Raw genomic sequence first — 20,521 nt, forward strand, 5'->3', positions numbered from 1 at the left:
GCAGATAAGCCAAAGTATATTATTATTTAATAAAAATTTATCTTACAAAAGTCTGCTTAGCCTAATTCGGGGTGGTTTCTTCACCGGCCCCTGTTCAATAAACCATATTGAAGCGGCTACCCTTTTTGGTGCAAAACAAAAATATGCCTACTAAACCCTCGCAAAAAGATAATAGTGGAAAGAAGGACTGTACCGACCGAAAGGCAATAAACCCTGATTTACAAAATATTATGCTCAATTTGGAGCGCAATGCCTGTCGCAACTATTAAAGTTTGTTCCCGTTCTCCGCTATATCCCTCCGCTGCGCTTCAGGGATGCCGCTTCGCCCAGGGCTAAAAATAAGGTTACTGCAAAACAAGAAAGTGCAAAATGGCTAATGATATGCAAGGCTATACCTAGTTTCTTACACAGGCCCCTGTTCAATAAACCTTATTGAAGCGGTCATCCTTTTCGGTGCAGAAACCGAAATATGCCTACGAAACCCTCGCAAAAAGATAATAGCGGAAAGAAGGACTGTACCAACCGAAAGGCAATAAACCCTGATTTACAGAAACCCTGATTCGTCAGCATTTCTCTAATAGTAAAGACCCTGAAATAAATTCAGGGTGACGGCTACTTTAAATAAGCTGATTAAGCTTCCACTATGTAAGTTTATCGAACTCCGGGCTAAAAATCATTTCTTTTCGGAGCGCAATGCCTGTCGCAACTATTAAAGTTTGTTCCCGTTCTCCGCTATATCCCTCCGCTGCGCTTCAGGGATGCCGCTTCGCCCAGGGCTAAAAACAAGGTTACTGCAAAACAAGAAAGTGCAAAATGGCTAATGATATGCAAGGCTATACCTAGTTTCTTACACAGGCCCCTGTTCAATAAACCTTATTGAAGCGGTCATCCTTTTCGGTGCAGAAACCGAAATATGCCTACGAAACTCTCGCAAAAAGATAATATCGGAAAGAAGGACTGTACCAACCGAAAGGCAATAAACCCTGATTTACAGAAACCCTGATTCGTCGGCATTTCTCTAATAGTAAAGACCCTGAAATAAATTCAGGGTGACGGCTACTTTAAATAAGCTGATTAAGCTGCCACTATGTAAGTTTATCGAACTCCGGGCTAAAAATCATTTCTTTTCGGAGCGCAATGCCAAATAATACTGTTTATGCAAGATGGCTAATAATATTCAAAGCGCTACTTGGTTTCCTCAACTGCCTCAAGTTCAATAAACCTTATTGAAGCGGCTATCCTTTTTGGTGCAGAAACCAAAATATGCCTACTCAACCCTTGCAAAAAGATAATAGCGGAAAGAAGGACTGCACCAACCGAAAGGCAATGAAACCTGCTTTACAAAAAAACTGAATAATCAACATTTATTTAGCAGTAAAGCCCACGAAATAAATCCGACAGTTTACCCTTTTTAACTCAGCTTTTCGGCTAATAACTTCATTTCAATCTGTGGAGACCGTTTTTCGTAAATAATGTTATGAACAGCTTTGCAAATAGGCATATCCACATTGTAACCTTGATTTTTGATATGCATACATTTCGCTGCGTAATAACCTTCGGCCACCATATTCATTTCCAGCTGTGCCGATTTTACGGTGTAGCCTTTTCCCACCATGTTGCCAAAGGTACGGTTGCGGCTAAACTGAGAGTAAGCCGTAACCAGCAAATCGCCCAGATAGGCTGATTCTTTGATGTCTCTGTCTATTGGATGAACCACATCGACAAAGCGCTTCATTTCGCTTATGGCGTTGCTAATAAGCACGGCCTGAAAGTTATCGCCATAACCTAAGCCATGACAAATGCCACTGGCTACCGCATAGATATTTTTTAAAACCGCAGCGTATTCGGTACCGAAAATATCGTCAGAGACATTGGTTTTGATGTAGCGTGTACTTAAAAGAGAGGCAAATACAGTTGCTTTTTCGACATCGGTACAGGCTATGGTGAGGTAAGAGAGTTTTTCAAAGGCCACCTCTTCAGCATGGCAGGGACCACTTACCACCAGAATATCATGATATGGGATATTGTATTTCTCGTGCAAAAATTCGCCGATAATCAGGTTGTCTTCCGGCACAATCCCCTTAATAGCCGATACTAATTTTTTCCCTTTCAGATCATCAGGGGTTATGGTTGCGAGGGTTTCTTTTAAAAATGCAGCCGGTACATTTAAAATTACAAAATCAGCTGATTCTATAATCGAACGGATATCAGACGAGATATGGTCCTGATTAAGCTTTAGCTCAACCGAACTAAGATAATGTGGATTATGTTTGAATTTTTTAATGTGCTCAATGGCTGTCTCATTACGCATCCACCAAAAAATCTCTTTTTCAGACAAATTATCAGCAAGCATTTTAACGATGGCAGTAGCCCAGCTCCCACCCCCTATCATTGCTATTTTAGGTACCATGATTATAAAAAAGGTTTTAGGTAAAAGATGTAAGGCAAAGGGTGTAAAACTTAAGTTTTAAAACCAATGCCTTAAAACCTAAACCTTACACCCTAACCGTAGGAATACACCTTAAAGGTGGCAAGTTACTATTTCTTATAGACATTTACGATAAAAGTGTGAGGCGAACAGGCAATCGCCTACACCTCATACTTTTAACCTTATACCTTAAAAGGCTACTTCTTACCGTCTTTGTTAAACAATTGGTCTTTAGCTGTTTTTTCTACTACCATACCATCTTTCAATTTGTTCTGAATAGCCGAATAGGGACCGGTCACAATTTCCTCACCGGCTTTGATGCCTGATTTCACAATGATAAACTGATCGTTCTGGATACCAGTTGTCACCTCTGTTTTTTTGACTTTTTTGCTTTTGGCATCATAAGTATAAACATATTGCTTTACCTTTTTATCGGTCAGTTTCGATTTTTGTTTATCGGTATTTTCCTGGTTGCCTTCGTTATTTTTATTGTCGCCGGATTTTGCATTATCGGTAAATACCGCCTGGATTGGGATGGCCAGCCCGGTTAACGACTCACTTTCGATATCAACGGTTGCCGACATACCCGGACGGAAAATAGATTGCTGTTTGCCTTCCATTTCTTCGGTAATGCGGATTTTTACTGAAAAGTTAGTTACCTGATCAACGGAAGTAGTGGTGGTGGTTCCAACTGCCGTTGATGAACTTGCAATTTCGGTAACTACACCTCTAAATTTTTTGTCAGAAAAAGCATCCACTTCAATCGAAGCTTTATCGCCAATTTTAACACGGGTAATGTCGTTCTCGTTTACATCAACATTTACCTCCATTGATGACAGGTTAGAAATACGCATGATTTCGGTACCGGCCATTTGCGAAGTTCCCAAAATACGGTCGCCCAGCTCAATTGACAGTTTAGAAACCACACCATCAACCGGTGCATAAATAGTGGTTTTAGCCAGGTTAGCACCTGCCTCTTTAACATTTGCCCCGGTTTGCTCTAAGGTAAATTTGGCACCGGTTACATTTTCTTTGGCACTGGCTAAATTGGCTTTAGCAGTTAAAAATGCCGCTTTGGCTGCATCAAATTCTGAAGCTGAGATCACCTTTTTATTAAAAAGCTCTACATTACGTTTGTAGGTAGCTTCTGCATTGATAAAATTAGCCTGGTTTTGAGCAAGTTGTTGTTGCGCTGCAGCTACACTGGCTTTTTGTGCGTTAAAAGTAGCTACCGTTCTTTCATAACCTGATTGTAATACATCCGGACGAACTTTACAAAGCAATTGGCCTGCTTTAACAATATCTCCTTCTTTTACTTTTAGCTCTACCACCTCTCCAGACACCTCCGAACTTAATTTAACTTCGGTTTCTGGCTGGATTTTTCCACTTGCCGTAACTGTTTCTACAACAGTTTTATCTGATGCTTTTTCTGTAGTTACTTTTTCAGTTTTGTTTCCACCGATCACTCCTGTCAGTTTTAGCACAACCAGAAGGGCCACGATAGCAACTACGGTAATAATAATATGCTTCAGTTTCATAATTTATATTGTGTTTCGTTTTTTTAAATGTATAATGTTGAAAGGTTAGAAGTTGTAAGGTTGAAAAATTTTATGCTAAATTTACTTCACTTTCAGCTTAGTTTTTGGTCTTAAAAAACAATCTGTTTTCCTAAATAATAATCAATGACTTTGGCACGGAACAGTAAATCGTATTTGGCCAGGATAAAATCTATTTCGGCTTTATTTCTATTGGTTTGTGCTGTGCTGTAATCCAATGAGTTTACTAAACCCACGGCGTAACGTTGCTCGATCACATAAAAAGCATCTTTCTGTGCCTGAAAAGCATTTTGGGTAGAAGAATACCTGCTTTGTGCGGCATTTAAATCGGCAACCGCCTGATTGATTACCTTGATCAGGTTATTTTTGGCAATCTGCTCATCGGTTCTGCGCTGCTGGAATACTATTTTGGCCTTTCTAACGGTTGATCGGGTGGCAAAACCATTAAAAATTGGGATTGAAATACCCATATTAATAGATTTACCAAAGTTATCTGATAATTGACTAAAAAATGGATTGTTCCCAGGGAATGCAAACTGATATTGATAGAAAGATCCTACCCCCCCTCCAAAGCTAACCTTCGGATAATAACTGCCTTTAGCCACATCAATAGCTTTTTCTGCTGCTTTCGTATTTAAATTTGCTAATTTAATATCCGGGAAACTATTTAATGCCTGATTGTAAATATCATTTGGTACGTAAGTGTTCTGGATGTTGTTCATTTCGCTAACCAGTGGCGGCTGTACTTTAAATGTCATTGGTGGCTGAATTTCCATTAACTGCCCTAATGTTAAATAAGATATGGTCAATTGGTTCTGCGCATTGGTTAAATTAAGCTCTGCAGTTGCCGCCTGCGATTTGGCCTGCGAAATATCAGCTAAAGTTTTGTTACCTACATCTAAAAGTGCCTGTTCTCTTTTTAGAGTAGCATTGGCCACTTCTAATTGCTGCTGCGTAGCTTTAACCTGATCCTGGTTATTTAAAACCTGGAGATATGCTGTTACCACCTGCAAAATAAGATCGTTTTTTACCTTTTCAACATTGGTTTGATCTACGGCCAATAATAATTTATTCTGTCTGATCTGATTAAGAAGCGCACCACCTCCAAATAACTGCATATTGGCAGAGACATTCGGACTTAAGCTATAATTTTGAGTATTTAAAAACAGACCTGATGTTACCTGGCTTCTTCCCCATTGCATAGACTGATTAACGGAACCATTTACAGCAGGCAATAAAGCGTTTTTAGATTGGCGTACATTTTCTTCGCTGATGGCGGCGTTAAATGCGGCTTGTTTGATGTTTAAATTATTCTTTAATGTATTTTCAACCGCTTTTTCAATGCTGATCACTTCCTGAGCCCTAATTTGCTGACTAAAACTTAATGCCACTAGTAATGCAGATCCGGTAATTAACTTTTTATTGGTAAACATCTTCATAATTTGTTTCAATTCTTTATAAACAACTTTTAATCATTTTCAATCTGTTCAGGCATTTACTAACTTTGGTGTTACATGTACCTGATCAAATCACCGCTTCTGCTAAAATGGTATTATCCATCGCTGTTATGGAATAAGTCCCGCACCGAAAAAGTTATTTATCTGACCTTTGACGATGGACCTATACCCAATGTTACAGATTTTGTATTAAAAACTTTGAAAGTATTTAATGCTAAAGCTACATTTTTTTGCATCGGCGATAATATTGTTAAACACCCCGAAGTTTTTGAACGTGTAAAAACCGACGGGCATGCCATTGGCAACCACACTTTCAACCACTTAAAAGGGTGGAAAACCGATGATGAAACCTATCTGGAAAATACGCTAAAATGCCAGGAACTTACCCAGTCTAACCTCTTTCGCCCACCTTATGGAAGGATTAAGAAGTCCCAAGCCCGCAGTCTGAAGTCTCAAGTCTGGAGTCCAGAGTACGAATCCCAATTGCACACTGACAACTCCCAATTGCAAATTGTGATGTGGGACGTGCTTAGTGGTGATTTTGACATCAATCTTTCGCCCGAAAAATGTTATCAAAACGTGATCAAACATACTGAAAATGGTTCTATCATTGTTTTTCACGATAGTTTAAAAGCATTTGATCGTTTGGAATATGCATTACCCAGGGTTTTAGCTCATTTCTCCGAAAAGGGTTTCACTTTCGCTTCGCTTTAGCGATTGATGTGCCAGAGTTTCGCATATCGGTTTCAGTAGGATCAAACAGGTATTTAGTAAGAACTTTAACGGTCAGTTGTTCAAAAATGGACAATACTGTGCGAATTTGAACAATATTACTTGGATATAGCATATTTCAGATTATCAAATAATCTTTCAATTAACTTCCTGTCGGATGTAATGATTTCTGCCGTTCCCTTGGTTTCAGGCTTGGCTTTCAAAGCTGTACCATAATTAGTTTTTAACTCGTTAGGAAAATCAACTAGAACCTGATATGATTCTAAATCACCTTTTTCCATTTTAGTTAGATTTGAGGTTAATGATACAGACTTTACATTTCCCGTAACGGAACCATATTCATTATATGGAAAGTTATCTAATTTTACAATGACCTCTTGCCCCTCTTTTACTTTTCCCGCGCCTTGGGAAGCAATTGTTAACTGTCCAATCAGCTGATCTTGTTTAGGGATAACGGTAAAAACCTGTTCTCCGCTTTGAATAAATTGATTTTCAGTATAAAATTTAAGAAACTGTATTTTTCCATCAAACGGGGCCTTAAATAAGTACTTTTGTTCCCAAACTTTAATGTTATCTAACAAATCATTATATGATGAAATAAGGGCTATTTTTAACTCTTTTTCTTTTTCAGGTTTTGTAATATATAGTTCATCTAATTGATTGGTTGTTTGCTGAAGGTTTTGCCTTAGGCCGGCCAGATTACTCAAGGCACTCTGATACGCGTCTTTAGCCGAAATATAGTTGATTTGTGTTTTGTCTAATTCAGCTTCGCTAATTACTTTCTTGGTGAATAGAATAGAATCGCGCCTGAAAAATTTATGAGTGAAATTCAAATTATTTTCGGACATGGTTATTCTTTGTTTCGCGACCTTAATTGCTTTTTCCTGTTCGTTTAAGATTTCTTTCAAGCTAGCATCTTTTTTATCATAAAGATCATCTTTCTGATAATTAATATATAGTTGAAGTGCTGACGTAAATGCATAATATTTAACGTTTAAGTCTCCTAATGAAAAATTCTTAGGCAGATGACTAAACAGCTCCATCACATTGCCGCCATTTGGATTATAATCTTTAAGCAGTTTAGATATGTAATCAACATTTTTAGGTTGTGTTGCATTTTCAATATAAGCTATAATTTGTTCTGCCTTTACATTATCCATAGATCTGACATTCAGTATTTTCAATTTACCATAGGTATTAGAAACTAATTTTAATGGTGCGCTATTAGTATTAATGGTAATCTGACCTTGAACTACATCTGGATAACGCACTATCCAGCCGAAAATAGCCATAAGCATAAACAAAAAAAGAACGATCAGCGTTACCCAGATACCGAAACGGTGAGGCATTCGTTCTATAATATGCTGCACTTCTTCACTTCTTTCAGATTGAAGCGCTATATCTAACTTAGTATTTTCCATCAGATTGAGATTACAGGTGTATTGATTAAGTTTTCAAAGCCTTCGAGTCCTGCAATTTGAGATTGAACGAGCTGGAAGTAGCGACCTTTCCTTTCCATCAGTGTCTCATGATTCCCAATCTCCACAACCATACCTCCCTGCATAACGATAATCTGGTTTGCTTTTCTTATCGTACTCAAACGGTGTGCGACCACGATAACTGTTTTTCCTTTGAAAACATCATCAAGTGCGTCGGTTATTTTTTTCTCATTGATGGTATCCAAAGAATTAGTTGCTTCATCAAAAAAAAGGTAATCCGGATCTTTATATAATGCTCTGGCGATTAAAATTCTTTGTTTTTGACCTCCGCTTAAACCACGCCCTTGTTCTCCCATCATGGTCTGATAACCTAAGGGCAAAGCTTCGATCTCCTGTGCGATATTAGCGGTACTTAAGGCTTTTTTTAACTTTTCATAATCTATATGTTCATCATCCAATACAATGTTGTTTAGGATAGAATCATTGAAAATTTTTCCATCCTGCATTACGGCGCCACATTTATTTCGCCATTGCCGGAGGCTCACATTGTTGATATTCATATCACCAATTTTGATTTCTCCATAGCTTGGTTTATATAAACGCAGCAATAGTTTCAATAACGTAGATTTTCCACTTCCGCTATCTCCAACTATTGCAGTTACTTTACCTTCAGGTATAATAAGCCTTACACCTTGCAAAACTAACTTTCCTACGGGTGTATATTGAAAAGCAACATTATTAACGATCAAACTTTTATTTTCTGGTAGCTCTACATGGTTTGTGCCAACATGATCATGCTCGTCTTCAAGTTGATGAATTTCATTGAGGCGTAGAAAACTCAATTTTGCAAACTGAAAAGAAATGATAAACTGTATGAATTGCTGCACTGGCGCATTAAGCATTCCTATAATAAATTGGGTTGAAATCATTACCCCAAAAGTAATCTGACCATTAATTACCGCTTTGGCGCAATAAAAGGTTATAAAAAGATTCTTTAGCTGATCAATAAACTGAGCTCCTAAATTTTGTGTGTTGGTAATACTCAAAACCCTGAGGTTAACCTTATAAAGCCGTGCCTGAATATTTTCCCACTTCCATCTTTTCTGCTTCTCATAGTTGTTAATCTTAATATCTTGTATGCTACCAATAGTTTCTACCCAATAACTTTGGTTTTTACTAACCAATTCAAAATATTCCCAATCAAGTTTTTTGCGAATACTTAGAAACGCCATTACCCAAAGCACATAAATCGTACTACCGCCCAGAAAAATCCAAAAGATGCTGGTATTATAAATAAACATGATGACCCCAAAAACCACGAATGTCAGAGCAGAAAAAAGCATACCTAACGAATTGTTCATGATAAAAGCCCTGATGCGTTCATGGTCCTGTGCCCGTTGTAGGATATCACCCGCCATTTTATTTTCAAAAAAGGTTATGGGTAATCGCATTAATTTAATTAGATAATCAGAAATAAGCGCAATATTAACACGGGAAGTTACGTGAAGCAGAATCCAGTCACGCACCATGTTACTTAACAATACACTTATTATAATGGCGATATTGGCTAATAATACAATATTGATGAAATCAAGATCATGTGTCTGTATCCCTACATCAATAACAGACTTACTGATAAATGGCAGGACCCTTGAAGTATAGTAACAAGGAGCATCACGATAAACAGGTTTGCAAAATTTTTTCGGTACGGATGAAAGTAGCCTATAAAATTCTGAAAGGTCTTTTACGTTCTGTTTTTTCGCTATCGCTCCGTTCATAAAAATCGGCCATAGGTTCTATGGCCATTAATACGCCCCCTACTAGCCTGAACCCCTTCATAAACACCTGCAGTATTTACTATAGCTTCTTTCTTTAACCACTTTGAGGCGAACTCAGTTGCCGAATATTTAAGATGGCCTTTGGCCGGGTCAGAAACATAGATAGTACCATCAGCATGATCATAAGGGTTTAGGTTCTCTGTATTATTATTCGTTCTTTTTGCCTTAGCCTCGTAGACAACAATAAAGTGACTATTATCCCAATGGACAATAACCGGTAATGGAACTTTATATAACAAATCATCAATGCTACATTTTAAGGATAAACTTCTCAAGCCAATTTCTTCCGCAGCATGACTAAGATCTGCAAAAGAAACACCCTCTTTGGTTAATCCGCATTTATCACGGAGGCATTGTAAACTATAAAATTTTCCATAATGTTTGGCGATCATTTTCAAACAGGATGGACCACAGTCCATCATATCCATTTGACGATCAGAAGGGAAAGCACTATATTTCATGGCGTTAAATTAGATAGCACAAAAGTGTTACTTTAAGCTGATGATTACCAAATAAAGTATTCCAGATCAGAATAAAAGTCAATATCTAATAGGTATCGGTTAAAATATGCAAATTCACCGTGATATAAGTGTGCTTAGCTTTACATCAACTAAAAAATTAATAGCACTTAATTAATTAATATGATGATAAAAAAATCTAAAGCAAGGCTCGCATTCGAAATGTTAGAAAAAGAAATGGAACTTCTTATGCCAGAAGAAACAACTCAGTATCTTGGGGGTACCGGTAGTGATGGCAGTACCATTTGGGGAATAGACTCACAAGGAAACTTCTATTACAAATACGAAGGTGAAACTACATGGACTGCCTTTAATCCATTGAACGAGGTAACCGTTACGAGTAATGGCAATAGTACGTTAAACAATATGTACAGCGATTATCTATACTGGAAAAATCAAACATCTAGCACCGGTTATAATACCGGGCAATATTCTAGTACGGGTTACAATAGTAATGGATATAACAGTAACGGGTACAGTAGCAATGGCTATAACAGCAATGGAATTTTTGCTGGAGGCGGGGGCGGCGGCGGAGCGATTTATTCTCTTGGTGGCCAAAGTTCGAATGATACACTCCTTATTCCTATAAAATTACAGCAACCGGTCCCTCGCAAATGTCTCTAATTGATGTCGCAGGCATGATGAATACGTCACTTGGAACAGCTAACTCATGGGCTCAGGCAAGCGCAATTGCGGCAAAACTTGAGGTTGCTGCGCAATTTGCCACAGCAGGTAAAATATTTGGCTATCTGGATGTGGCAAGTAATGTATTAGAAATTACAGATAGTAAACAATCAATGTTACAAAACGTAGAAGATGGTGGACAAGCAGTTTTAGGTGTTGCTTTAATTTTCGCTGGAGGACCAGTAACTATTGTAGCCGGGGGTATAATATTAGCAGCATGGGAACTTTGGGAATATAAAAGAGACAATTAGATGTTTAATCTAGAAACGTATTATCAGGCGCTATTTAATTTTTTTTTTAAAAAAAGATGGGTATAGCAAACTTACCCATATTTTGGGCATCCATGGTGTTTTCGCTTATGTTAATGATAACGTTATCATGTCTTACAGTCATTTTAGATATATTATGGCCAGGCACAATTGATACTCATTTTGAAAAACCATGGCTGTATGTTTACGTTATAATTCAGTCGATTTTAGCTTACATTATTATTTTTTACATTTTTAGATTTAAAAAGAAGGGAGATAATGACGATTACTCTTTCCCTATAAGTGAAAAAAAAAGCAGATCTACTGTTAGATTGTTTATTATTCAGTTTGTATTGTTTTTGTTTTTAGTCTTTTTAAGAGATTTGTTGAAATTATAAAAAACTCCGGTGCCGAATTATTCGAGAAAAGCAATAAATGACGCTTACTATAATGAAATCTAAAACGCCTCAAACCACTATTCTTATTCCATCCTATAATTGTGGGAATTACCTGCTGGAATGCTTAGGAAGTATTTTACGCCAAAATTATGATGATTACGAAATACTCCTTATTGATGATGGAAGTACTGATCAAACAGAGAAAGTTATAAGATCACTGGGTATTGCGAATCTTCGATATTATCAAAATAAACGTAATTCAGGAATCGTGCCTACGCTAAACCGTGGACTTAAACTGGCGAAAGGAAAATACATTGCCCGCATGGATGCTGACGATGTTATGCTGGGGAACCGATTGACAGAGCAAATTGAATTTTTGGAGGATAACCCCGATTTTGGAATGATTGGAGGAAGTTATCAGATTATGGATGGAAGCGGCATCTACAGAGATACCGTTTATACCCGAAATGACCCTGACTTTTTAAAGCTTTCGCTGATGTTTAGAAACCAGTTTCATCATTCAGCAATAACAATGCGTACTGACATCGCAACAAAGCTAAAATACAGCACCAAATTTCCTTATTGCGAAGATCATGAATTATGGACAAGGTTTTCAGAAGTTTCTAAAGTAACCAATCTAAAAGGAATTTATTTAAGTTATAGATGGCACGTCAATAACAGCTGCAGCAAAAATCAAGCAATGCTAAAAACTTCTGTGTTATCACTCATGTCCAGAGAATTAGATAAAATTGCTGTGGAACATAATGCTAAGGAACTCATGTTGCATGGATCTGTTTGTTTTGGAATGGGAAACTTTAAATTTAGAGATACAGTGAGCGTAGCTGAATTAAAGAAATGGTATGATAAAATTTTTGCCTCTAAAAGCTTAAAACAGCAATATTCCAGCGAATGGCTCGAAAATTTCAGAAAGGAGATTCTGAAGTCTTATTGTGGGATAGACGAATAGGATTAAATAACGCATCTCATCATGACAGCTAACTCTCGTTTTACCAAGATCACCTACTTGATTTTGGCGCATAAGATGCCCTTGCAAATCAGTCGTCTGATCAATGCACTTGAAGGTCCCGATGTGAATTCCGTTATACATATCGATGCATCAGTTTCTATTGACGATTTTACTGAGGTACTCAGGAATAATAAACAAGTATATTTTTTGGACGAGAGGGTTAAAAGCAGCTGGGCAAGTTATGATATGATTCAGGCGTGCCTTAATGCTTTTCAATTCATCTTAAATAACCTAACAACAGATAGAATTATATTATTAAGTGGGCAGGATTATCCTATTAAATCATTTAAACATATCCATTCATATTTTTCGGCAAACAGAGATAAAATTTTCATAAACTATGTAAAATTGCCCTTTTCAAAAAGACTTGGGGGCGGTTTGATGAGATTTCCTAAAATTCCGAAACCTCAATATATTCAGAACCTATATTCTGGATCTCAATGGTGGTCATTTCCGATAAACTTAATCCACTATATATTAAATTTCCTGGAAGCACATCCCGATTATATCTATTACTTCAAACAGGTGTATTTACCGGATGAGAGCTTCTTTCAAACCTTGCTTTTAAATTCAACTGAAAATTTCATTAAGCAAAATCTAGTCAATTCTTGTTTAAAGATGATGCGGTGGGATGCACCTTTTATGCATCCAAGGATGTTAACTTTTTCTGACAAAAAAATTATAACCAGAAGTAAAGCACTTTTTGCCAGAAAATTTGATATTATCGAATCCAGGTCAATTTTAAAAGCGATAGACGAGACATTCTTAAAAAAAGAAAAACTTCCCGACGGGCAATCTGATGATAACAACAGGGAGGTATTTCTATATATTATTTCTGGAAATGATAAAAGCCCTTTTATTTACGACAAAAAATTTTCAGCGTCCAAAGCAACTCGGTTGCTCTATCATCAGGATAGCAATCCCGAACTTCGTAAAGGTTGGCCAATTAAAGACTATGTTGCTTTTAGCAATGAGATACTTCATAACCTCGGATATTTTGCAATTTCAGAAGATATATTTCCTGCAAATACGCATTTTCCCTTGCTCAGATTTTTTCTGGAGTATCCAGACTATGAATATTATTGGATTATAAATTCAGAAATTTATTCAGTTAATGAATTGAATCATTTTTTCCTAGACATTGAACAATCTGATGCAGATTTTCTTTCTCTGTCTTTTAAAAGCCTCGAAGAATTAAAGGATTGGCCTTGGTGGCAAAGTCTAATTTATAAGTTAAAACCGTTATCTGATCAGGAACTAATTAAATCAGATAATACCATTTATAGAATCTCCAATTCGGCACTGGAATTTATACATTGTTGCCTTTCTGCAGGTTGGTCGGGCCATCATGAGGTACTTTTACCAAGTCTTTTAAACAAAGCAGGATTCAACCTTCAAAATATAAATATAAAAGAGTAGAGACACACCTACTCAAAAAACAATTCCGATAAAGATAAAAAGCAAGTAATCTATATTAATATATTGTTATATCAATCTACCTAAAACTATTAAAGCGAAAGGAGTTAAATAGTATGGTTGCCCTCACGAGAACTACTTTTTGTTTCTTATAAGGATAATCACACTCCATTCCCCATAATAGCAAGCAGTACTATTACTTATGTTGATATGAAAAGATACGCTGTATGGCATCTATATAATATCGTTAATGATAAACTTTGGGGAGCAATTTGTGAAAAGAATAATAAAACGTCCGGTTACATAGTTTAGGTTGTTATTAAACGCAAAGCAGAATATATTAGCCTGCCTGACCATGATAGAAGATTTTGCTAATCTATGACCTCTTAATAAAATCATCTAAAATTATTGCTAAACCTTCGACAATAGAACTACTACAAACAAATTTAACAGGCTTTCATTAACTATTTTATCTAATCTAACAATTATGTTCTATCGAATCACTCCCTCAACCTGCAAAATCCTTACATTTATCTTATTGTTGATATGCTCAATTGTTGTAGCTGCGCAAGTTAAAACTGACACCGTAACCATGCCGGTATTTTTATACAGTTAAAGACAAAACAGGATAAGCTAAAAGCACCCGTTGATGATAACAGAAAATTAATCACCATCTATGATTTGAACCAAACGGCGCCTGATCTATTAAAAACGATTACAGGAGATCGGCCAAACCAATTTAATGGAATGTTCATTACTTCTATAGATGATTTAATGGCAAACGGTGGTGCCCTTATAGATTGTACTAAAGATGGTATAAGCATTTCTGATTTTGACAAAAATATTTCCTATTTAAATGCATTAAACTTTTCCAATTTTACGGCTTTACCCAAACCTATTCCTCCTTTTAATGAATATGCTATTGTTAAAGCAACAGTAAAGTGGATTAAATATACCCGTATAAACCTAAAACCTACAGAAAGCAGATATAAGCAATCGCATTTAAACTTAGTTAAAGGTGCTGACCAGATTCATTATAATTATTTGATACCCATCCAAATCATTCATCAAAATACAATTAATAACTAAGCTAATATCTTTCTAAAAAGTAAACGGCAGATGTATTGGCTTTATTTTAATCCGAAAAGGTTAAGTAACATTAGTGAAATGTACCTTTTTATAACCTTTAACAATTTAACTACAAAATTAGCGTTGAAGACAGACCGTTTAATTTAGAACAATTCCAAATTACGGAATCGCCCACCTAAAGTCCCTTCAAACCTTGCTTTTTATTATTTTTGTTTTATCCAAAAAATTCACTTTTTTGGCTGATAACCACAAATTAATCACAATTAATAGTATTCTTTTAAGAAGTTGTATTTACTGCATAATACTCCGCCAAAAAGAATAAATAGCTAAGATGAGTATTTATAACGATTATATTAAGGAGATAGAAGAACGTAAAACGCAAGGTCTTCATCCTAAACCTATTGATAGCGCCGAATTATTGAGCGAAATCATCGACCAGATCAAAAATGTAAACAATTTTAACAGGGCAGACGCTGTTAATTTTTTCATATACAATACCCTACCGGGGACTACGGCTGCCGCAGGTGTTAAAGCCCAGTTTTTAAAAGAAATTATCGCAGCTGAAGTTGTTGTTCCAGAAATTACATCTGATTTTGCTTTCGAACTCCTATCACACATGAAGGGCGGACCTTCTATTAAGGTTTTATTGGATATTGCTTTGGCTGATAATGGCGATAAAGCCAAAAAAGCTGCTGATGTGCTTAAAACGCAGGTATTCTTATACGATGCCGATACCGACCGTTTAAAAGAGGCCTACCACAACGGTAATGCCATTGCCAAAGAGATATTGGAAAGTTACGCTAAAGCTGAATTCTTTACTGAATTGCCTCCAGTTGCTGAAGAAATTAAAGTGGTAACCTTTATCGCCGGTATTGGAGATATCTCAACAGATTTACTATCTCCGGGCAACCAGGCGCACTCACGTTCAGACCGTGAATTACATGGTAAATGCATGATCACACCTGAGGCGCAACAGGCCATTAAAGACCTCCAGGCACAACATCCCGATAAAAGTGTGATGCTGGTGGCCGAAAAAGGCACCATGGGCGTAGGTTCTTCTCGTATGTCGGGCGTAAACAATGTGGCACTTTGGACAGGTAAACGATCAAGTCCTTATGTGCCGTTTGTTAACATCGCTCCAATCGTTGGTGGCACCAATGGTATTTCGCCTATTTTCCTGACCACGGTTGATGTGACAGGTGGCATTGGTATCGACCTTAAAAACTGGGTAAAGAAAACCGATGAGTATGGCAATGTTGTCCGTAATGAAAATGATGAACCTGTTTTAGAGGAAGTATATTCAGTAGCAACGGGAACGGTGCTGACCATTAATACCCGAACTAAAAAATTATATCACGGAGACCAGGAGCTGATTGATATTTCAAAGGCCTTAACGCCCCAAAAAATGGAATTCATCAAAGCGGGTGGCTCTTATGCCATCGTTTTCGGTAAAAAGATCCAAACTTTTGCGGCAAAAACTTTAGGCATGGAAGCCCCGGTTGTATTTGCTCCGGCAAAAGAAGTATCTATTGAGGGCCAGGGTTTAACAGCGGTAGAAAAAATATTCAACAGAAATGCAGTAGGTCTAGCACCAGGAAAAGTTTTACATGCAGGCTCTGATGTGCGTGTAGAAGTAAACATTGTAGGTTCGCAGGATACGACCGGTTTAATGACCGCTCAGGAGTTAGAAGCTATGGCTGCTACAGTAATTTCGCCAATTGTTGATGGGGCTTACCAGTCAGGTTGCCATACAGCATCTGTTTGGGACAAAAAAGCGCAGGCCAACATCCCTAAACTGATGAAATTCATGAATGATTTTGGTGTAATCACTGCCCGTGACCCTAAAGGCACTTATCATTCAATGACAGATGTTATCCATAAAGTATTGAATGATATCACGATTGATGAGTGGGCAATCATCATTGGAGGCGATTCGCATACCCGTATGTCAAAAGGTGTGGCTTTTGGTGCTGATTCTGGTACAGTAGCTTTAGCTTTGGCAACCGGCGAGGCATCTATGCCGATTCCCGAATCAGTAAAGGTAACGTTCAAAGGCGCCATGAAAGAACACATGGATTTCCGTGATGTGGTTCATGCTACACAATTGCAGATGTTGCAACAGTTTGATGGCGAAAACGTATTTCAAGGCCGGATCATTGAGGTACACATCGGCACCTTACTGGCTGACCAGGCTTTTACTTTTACCGACTGGACGGCTGAGATGAAAGCAAAGGCATCTATCTGTATTTCGCAGGATGATACGTTAATCCAGTCGCTGGAAATTGCTAAAAACCGTATTCAAATCATGATAGACAAAGGTATGGACAACCATAACCAGGTGCTTCAGGGATTGATCAACAAAGCAAACAAACGTATTGAGGAAATTAAAACTGGTATTAAACCTGCTTTAATGCCTGATACAAATGCCAAATATTATGCGGAAGTAATTATTGACTTAGACATTATTAACGAACCGATGATTGCCGATCCGGATGTGAACAATGCCGATGTGTCTAAACGGTATACGCATGATACCATCAGGGATTTAACTTATTACGGTGGCGATAAAAAAGTTGACCTTGGTTTCGTAGGTTCTTGCATGGTACACAAAGACGATTTAAAAATCGTTTCGCAATTATTGAAAAACGTAGAGAACCAAACCGGTAAAGTAGAATTTAAAGCGCCGTTGGTGGTGGCCGCCCCTACTTACAATATCATTGATGAACTGAAAGCAGAAGGTGACTGGGAATACTTACAGAAATACTCAGGATTTGAGTTTAGTGATGCCTTGCCTAAAAGCGTAGCCCGTACCGAATATGAAAACATCATGTATTTAGAGCGGCCAGGTTGTAACTTGTGTATGGGTAACCAGGAGAAAGCCGCTAAAGGCGATACCGTAATGGCTACTTCGACACGTTTATTCCAGGGACGCGTGGTTGAAGACAGAGATGGCAAGAAAGGCGAATCTTTATTGGCCTCTACACCGGTAGTGGTACTTTCAGCCATTTTGGGGCGTATTCCAAGCATTGAAGAATATAAAGTGGCAGTAGATGGTATCAACTTAACCAAGTTCACCCCTATTTCTACAAAACAATAAGAAACAAAAAAGCATATTATTTGTTAAATCTTAAAAAGGGCTATCGGAGAAATCTGGTAGCCCTTTTCTTTGTATAAACACTTAGATAGAATGGTTTTAAATAAAATATTATGACAAATCTCAAAAATAATTCTGTTTAAAATTGTTTACTTTAGATAGTACCTTATTGTTAATAATTATAAAAATTAAAGTATGGCTTTTGATATAGACATGATTAAAAAGGTGTACGCAAACTTCGGTGGTCGCGTAGAAGCTGCGCGTAAAGTAGTTGGCAGGCCTTTAACATTATCTGAAAAAATATTGTATGCACACCTTTGGGATGGAGATCCTAAAAAGGCGTTTAAGCGTGGTTCTGATTACGTGGACTTTGCACCGGACCGCGTAGCAATGCAGGATGCTACTGCCCAAATGGCCTTATTGCAGTTTATGCAAGCGGGGCGTCCGCAGGTTGCAGTACCTTCTACCGTACACTGCGATCACTTAATTACAGCTAAAGAAGGTGCTGCCATAGATTTACCTCACGCCAGAACAGAAAGCGCAGAGGTTTTTGATTTCTTATCCTCTGTATCCAATAAATATGGTATCGGTTTCTGGAAACCAGGTGCCGGTATTATCCACCAGGTTGTGCTGGAAAACTATGCTTTTCCGGGTGGAATGATGATTGGTACCGACTCGCACACGGTAAATGCCGGCGGTTTAGGTATGGTAGCTATCGGCGTTGGTGGTGCTGATGCCTGCGATGTAATGGCAGGTTTACCATGGGAACTAAAATTCCCTAAGTTGATTGGTGTAAAACTAACCGGCAAGTTAAACGGCTGGACTGCTGCGAAAGATGTAATTCTAAAAGTAGCTGGTATTTTAACCGTAAAAGGTGGTACCGGTGCCATCGTAGAATATTTTGGGGATGGTGCTACTTCCATGAGTTGTACGGGTAAAGGTACCATTTGTAATATGGGTGCCGAAATCGGCGCAACTACCTCTACCTTCGGTTACGACGAGAGCATGGAGCGTTACTTACGTGCGACAAACAGAAACGAAGTGGCTGATGAAGCAAATAAAATTGCCGCATATTTAACCGGCGACCCGGAAGTTTATGCTGATCCTGAAAATTATTTTGATCAGGTAATAGAGATTGATTTAGATACTTTGGAACCTTATTTAAATGGCCCTTTTACACCCGATTTGGCTACTCCTGTTTCGCAAATGAAAACAGAAGCAGAAAAAAATGGCTGGCCGTTAAAAGTAGAATGGGGATTAATCGGTTCTTGTACTAACTCTTCGTACGAAGATTTATCAAGAGCGGCCTCCATTGCCAACCAGGCGATTGCAAAAGGTTTAACCACCAAAGCGGAGTTTGGCATTAACCCGGGTTCTGAGCAAGTGCGTTACACTGCAGACCGTGATGGTTATTTAAAAACTTTCGAAGATTTAGATGCAACAATCTTTACCAACGCCTGTGGTCCGTGCATTGGTATGTGGGACCGTACAGGTGCAGAAAAAGCTGAAAAAAACACCATTGTACACTCCTTTAACAGAAACTTTGCGAAACGTGCCGATGGCAATCCGAATACTTATGCATTCGTAGCTTCGCCAGAAATGGTTGCTGCCATTGCCATTTCGGGTAATTTAGGATTTAACCCATTAACCGATACCTTAACCAACGATAAGGGCGAACAGGTAAAATTAGACCCGCCTACCGGTTACGAACTGCCAACCAAAGGTTTCGCAGTAGAAGATGCAGGTTTCCAGGCTCCGGCAGCTGATGGTTCGCAAGTACAGGTTTTGGTTTCGCCAACTTCACATCGTTTGCAGTTGTTAGATCCGTTTGCCCCTTGGGAAGGCACTGACCTGACAGGCTTAAAACTATTAATCAAAGCGAAAGGTAAATGTACAACCGACCATATTTCGATGGCTGGACCATGGCTAAAATTCCGTGGTCACCTGGATAACATTTCCAACAATATGTTAATTGGTGCAGTAAACTATTTCAACGACAAAACTGACACCGTTAAGAATCAACTAACGGGCGAGTATGGTCCTGTGCCGGCTACGCAACGTGATTATAAAGCAGCGGGCTTAGGTTCAATTGTAGTGGGCGACGAAAACTATGGCGAAGGCTCATCACGTGAGCATGCGGCTATGGAGCCGCGTCACCTGGGCGTTCGCGCGGTATTGGTAAAATCTTTTGCCCGTATCCACGAAACCAACCTAAAAAAACAAGGTATGTTGGCTTTAACTTTTGCCGATAAAGATGATTACGATAAAATTTTGGAAGGCGATACGATCGATATTTTAGGCTTAACTGAGTTTGCTCCTGATCAACCGTTAACACTGGTGTTACACCATGCAGACGGCACGACTGAGGAGTTTGCAGTTAATCACAGCTACAATGCGCAACAAATAGAATGGTTTAAAGCTGGCGGTGCCTTGAACATCATCAGGGCCGAAGCTGCAGCAAAAGCCGCACTATAGTCTGAAGTCCGGTGTCGGAGGTCCGAAGTCTGGATGTAGATAGGAGATTAATCCCGTTTTGTTAAGGCAAGACGGGATTTTTTGTTTCATAAAATAATCGTCATCTCGACTGAAACGCAGTG

14 protein-coding genes are annotated in these 20,521 nt (G+C 38.2%); 8 read left to right on the forward strand and 6 right to left on the reverse strand.

Annotated elements, in window-relative coordinates; translation table 11 throughout:
- Window positions 1–1,411 precede the first annotated feature (1,411 nt).
- The 3 genes from PGN18_RS00170 to PGN18_RS00180 form a co-directional block, all read right to left on the reverse strand.
- Entirely contained in the window at window positions 1,412–2,410 is a 999-nt protein-coding gene (locus PGN18_RS00170; protein WP_335317325.1) for an NAD(P)H-dependent glycerol-3-phosphate dehydrogenase, read from the reverse strand.
- Window positions 2,411–2,625: 215 nt separating this feature from the next.
- Window positions 2,626–3,966: an efflux RND transporter periplasmic adaptor subunit gene (locus PGN18_RS00175; protein ID WP_335317326.1), complete on the reverse strand. Its 1,341-nt coding sequence runs from the start codon at window positions 3,964–3,966 to the stop codon at window positions 2,626–2,628.
- A gap of 110 nt (window positions 3,967–4,076) precedes the next feature.
- Window positions 4,077–5,417, reverse strand: coding sequence for a TolC family protein (locus tag PGN18_RS00180; RefSeq protein ID WP_335317327.1), 1,341 nt, complete (start codon window positions 5,415–5,417; stop codon window positions 4,077–4,079).
- Window positions 5,418–5,498: 81 nt separating this feature from the next.
- Between PGN18_RS00180 and PGN18_RS00185 the strand changes: the two genes are divergently transcribed.
- On the forward strand, window positions 5,499–6,155 hold the full coding sequence (locus PGN18_RS00185; RefSeq protein ID WP_335317328.1) for a polysaccharide deacetylase family protein: 657 nt from the start codon (window positions 5,499–5,501) through the stop codon (window positions 6,153–6,155).
- Window positions 6,156–6,271: 116 nt separating this feature from the next.
- On the opposite strand, the gene PGN18_RS00190 is transcribed toward PGN18_RS00185, so the two are convergent.
- The 3 genes from PGN18_RS00190 to PGN18_RS00200 are packed head-to-tail and all read right to left on the reverse strand — an operon-like array spanning window position 6,272 to window position 9,911.
- Window positions 6,272–7,594: an HlyD family secretion protein gene (locus PGN18_RS00190; protein WP_335317329.1), complete on the reverse strand. Its 1,323-nt coding sequence runs from the start codon at window positions 7,592–7,594 to the stop codon at window positions 6,272–6,274.
- Window positions 7,594–9,390, reverse strand: a complete 1,797-nt coding sequence (locus PGN18_RS00195; RefSeq protein WP_335317330.1) for a peptidase domain-containing ABC transporter — start codon at window positions 9,388–9,390, stop codon at window positions 7,594–7,596. Before PGN18_RS00195 ends, PGN18_RS00190 begins: the two co-directional genes overlap by 1 nt.
- Complete coding sequence (locus tag PGN18_RS00200; RefSeq protein WP_335317332.1) at window positions 9,387–9,911, reverse strand: cysteine peptidase family C39 domain-containing protein; 525 nt, start codon at window positions 9,909–9,911, stop codon at window positions 9,387–9,389. The genes PGN18_RS00195 and PGN18_RS00200 overlap by 4 nt, the downstream gene beginning before the upstream one ends.
- Before the next feature lie 180 nt (window positions 9,912–10,091).
- Here PGN18_RS00200 and PGN18_RS00205 point away from each other — a divergent pair, with 180 nt between their 5' ends.
- The 7 genes from PGN18_RS00205 (at window position 10,092) to PGN18_RS00235 (ending at window position 20,399) form a co-directional block, all read left to right on the forward strand.
- On the forward strand, window positions 10,092–10,592 hold the full coding sequence (locus PGN18_RS00205; protein WP_335317333.1) for a hypothetical protein: 501 nt from the start codon (window positions 10,092–10,094) through the stop codon (window positions 10,590–10,592).
- Window positions 10,583–10,903, forward strand: a complete 321-nt coding sequence (locus tag PGN18_RS00210; protein ID WP_335317335.1) for a hypothetical protein — start codon at window positions 10,583–10,585, stop codon at window positions 10,901–10,903. The genes PGN18_RS00205 and PGN18_RS00210 overlap by 10 nt, the downstream gene beginning before the upstream one ends.
- Window positions 10,904–11,335: 432 nt before the next feature.
- Window positions 11,336–12,265 carry a glycosyltransferase family 2 protein gene (locus PGN18_RS00215; protein WP_335317336.1) on the forward strand — a complete coding sequence of 310 codons (930 nt, stop codon included), beginning with the start codon at window positions 11,336–11,338 and terminating at the stop codon, window positions 12,263–12,265.
- 21 nt (window positions 12,266–12,286) lie between these two features.
- On the forward strand, window positions 12,287–13,744 hold the full coding sequence (locus PGN18_RS00220; protein WP_335317337.1) for a beta-1,6-N-acetylglucosaminyltransferase: 1,458 nt from the start codon (window positions 12,287–12,289) through the stop codon (window positions 13,742–13,744).
- A 678-nt stretch (window positions 13,745–14,422) separates the two neighbouring features.
- The gene (locus PGN18_RS00225) at window positions 14,423–14,830 is read left to right on the forward strand and encodes a hypothetical protein (RefSeq protein ID WP_335317338.1); all 408 of its coding nucleotides are present in this window, start codon (window positions 14,423–14,425) and stop codon (window positions 14,828–14,830) included.
- 331 nt (window positions 14,831–15,161) lie between these two features.
- The gene (locus PGN18_RS00230; protein WP_335317339.1) at window positions 15,162–17,927 is read left to right on the forward strand and encodes a bifunctional aconitate hydratase 2/2-methylisocitrate dehydratase; all 2,766 of its coding nucleotides are present in this window, start codon (window positions 15,162–15,164) and stop codon (window positions 17,925–17,927) included.
- A gap of 192 nt (window positions 17,928–18,119) precedes the next feature.
- The gene (locus PGN18_RS00235) at window positions 18,120–20,399 is read left to right on the forward strand and encodes an aconitate hydratase (protein WP_335317340.1); all 2,280 of its coding nucleotides are present in this window, start codon (window positions 18,120–18,122) and stop codon (window positions 20,397–20,399) included.
- Window positions 20,400–20,521 lie beyond the last annotated feature (122 nt).

The sequence above is a fragment of the Pedobacter terrae genome (genome assembly GCF_036946585.1).
In the GTDB taxonomy this organism is placed as follows: domain Bacteria; phylum Bacteroidota; class Bacteroidia; order Sphingobacteriales; family Sphingobacteriaceae; genus Pedobacter; species Pedobacter terrae_C.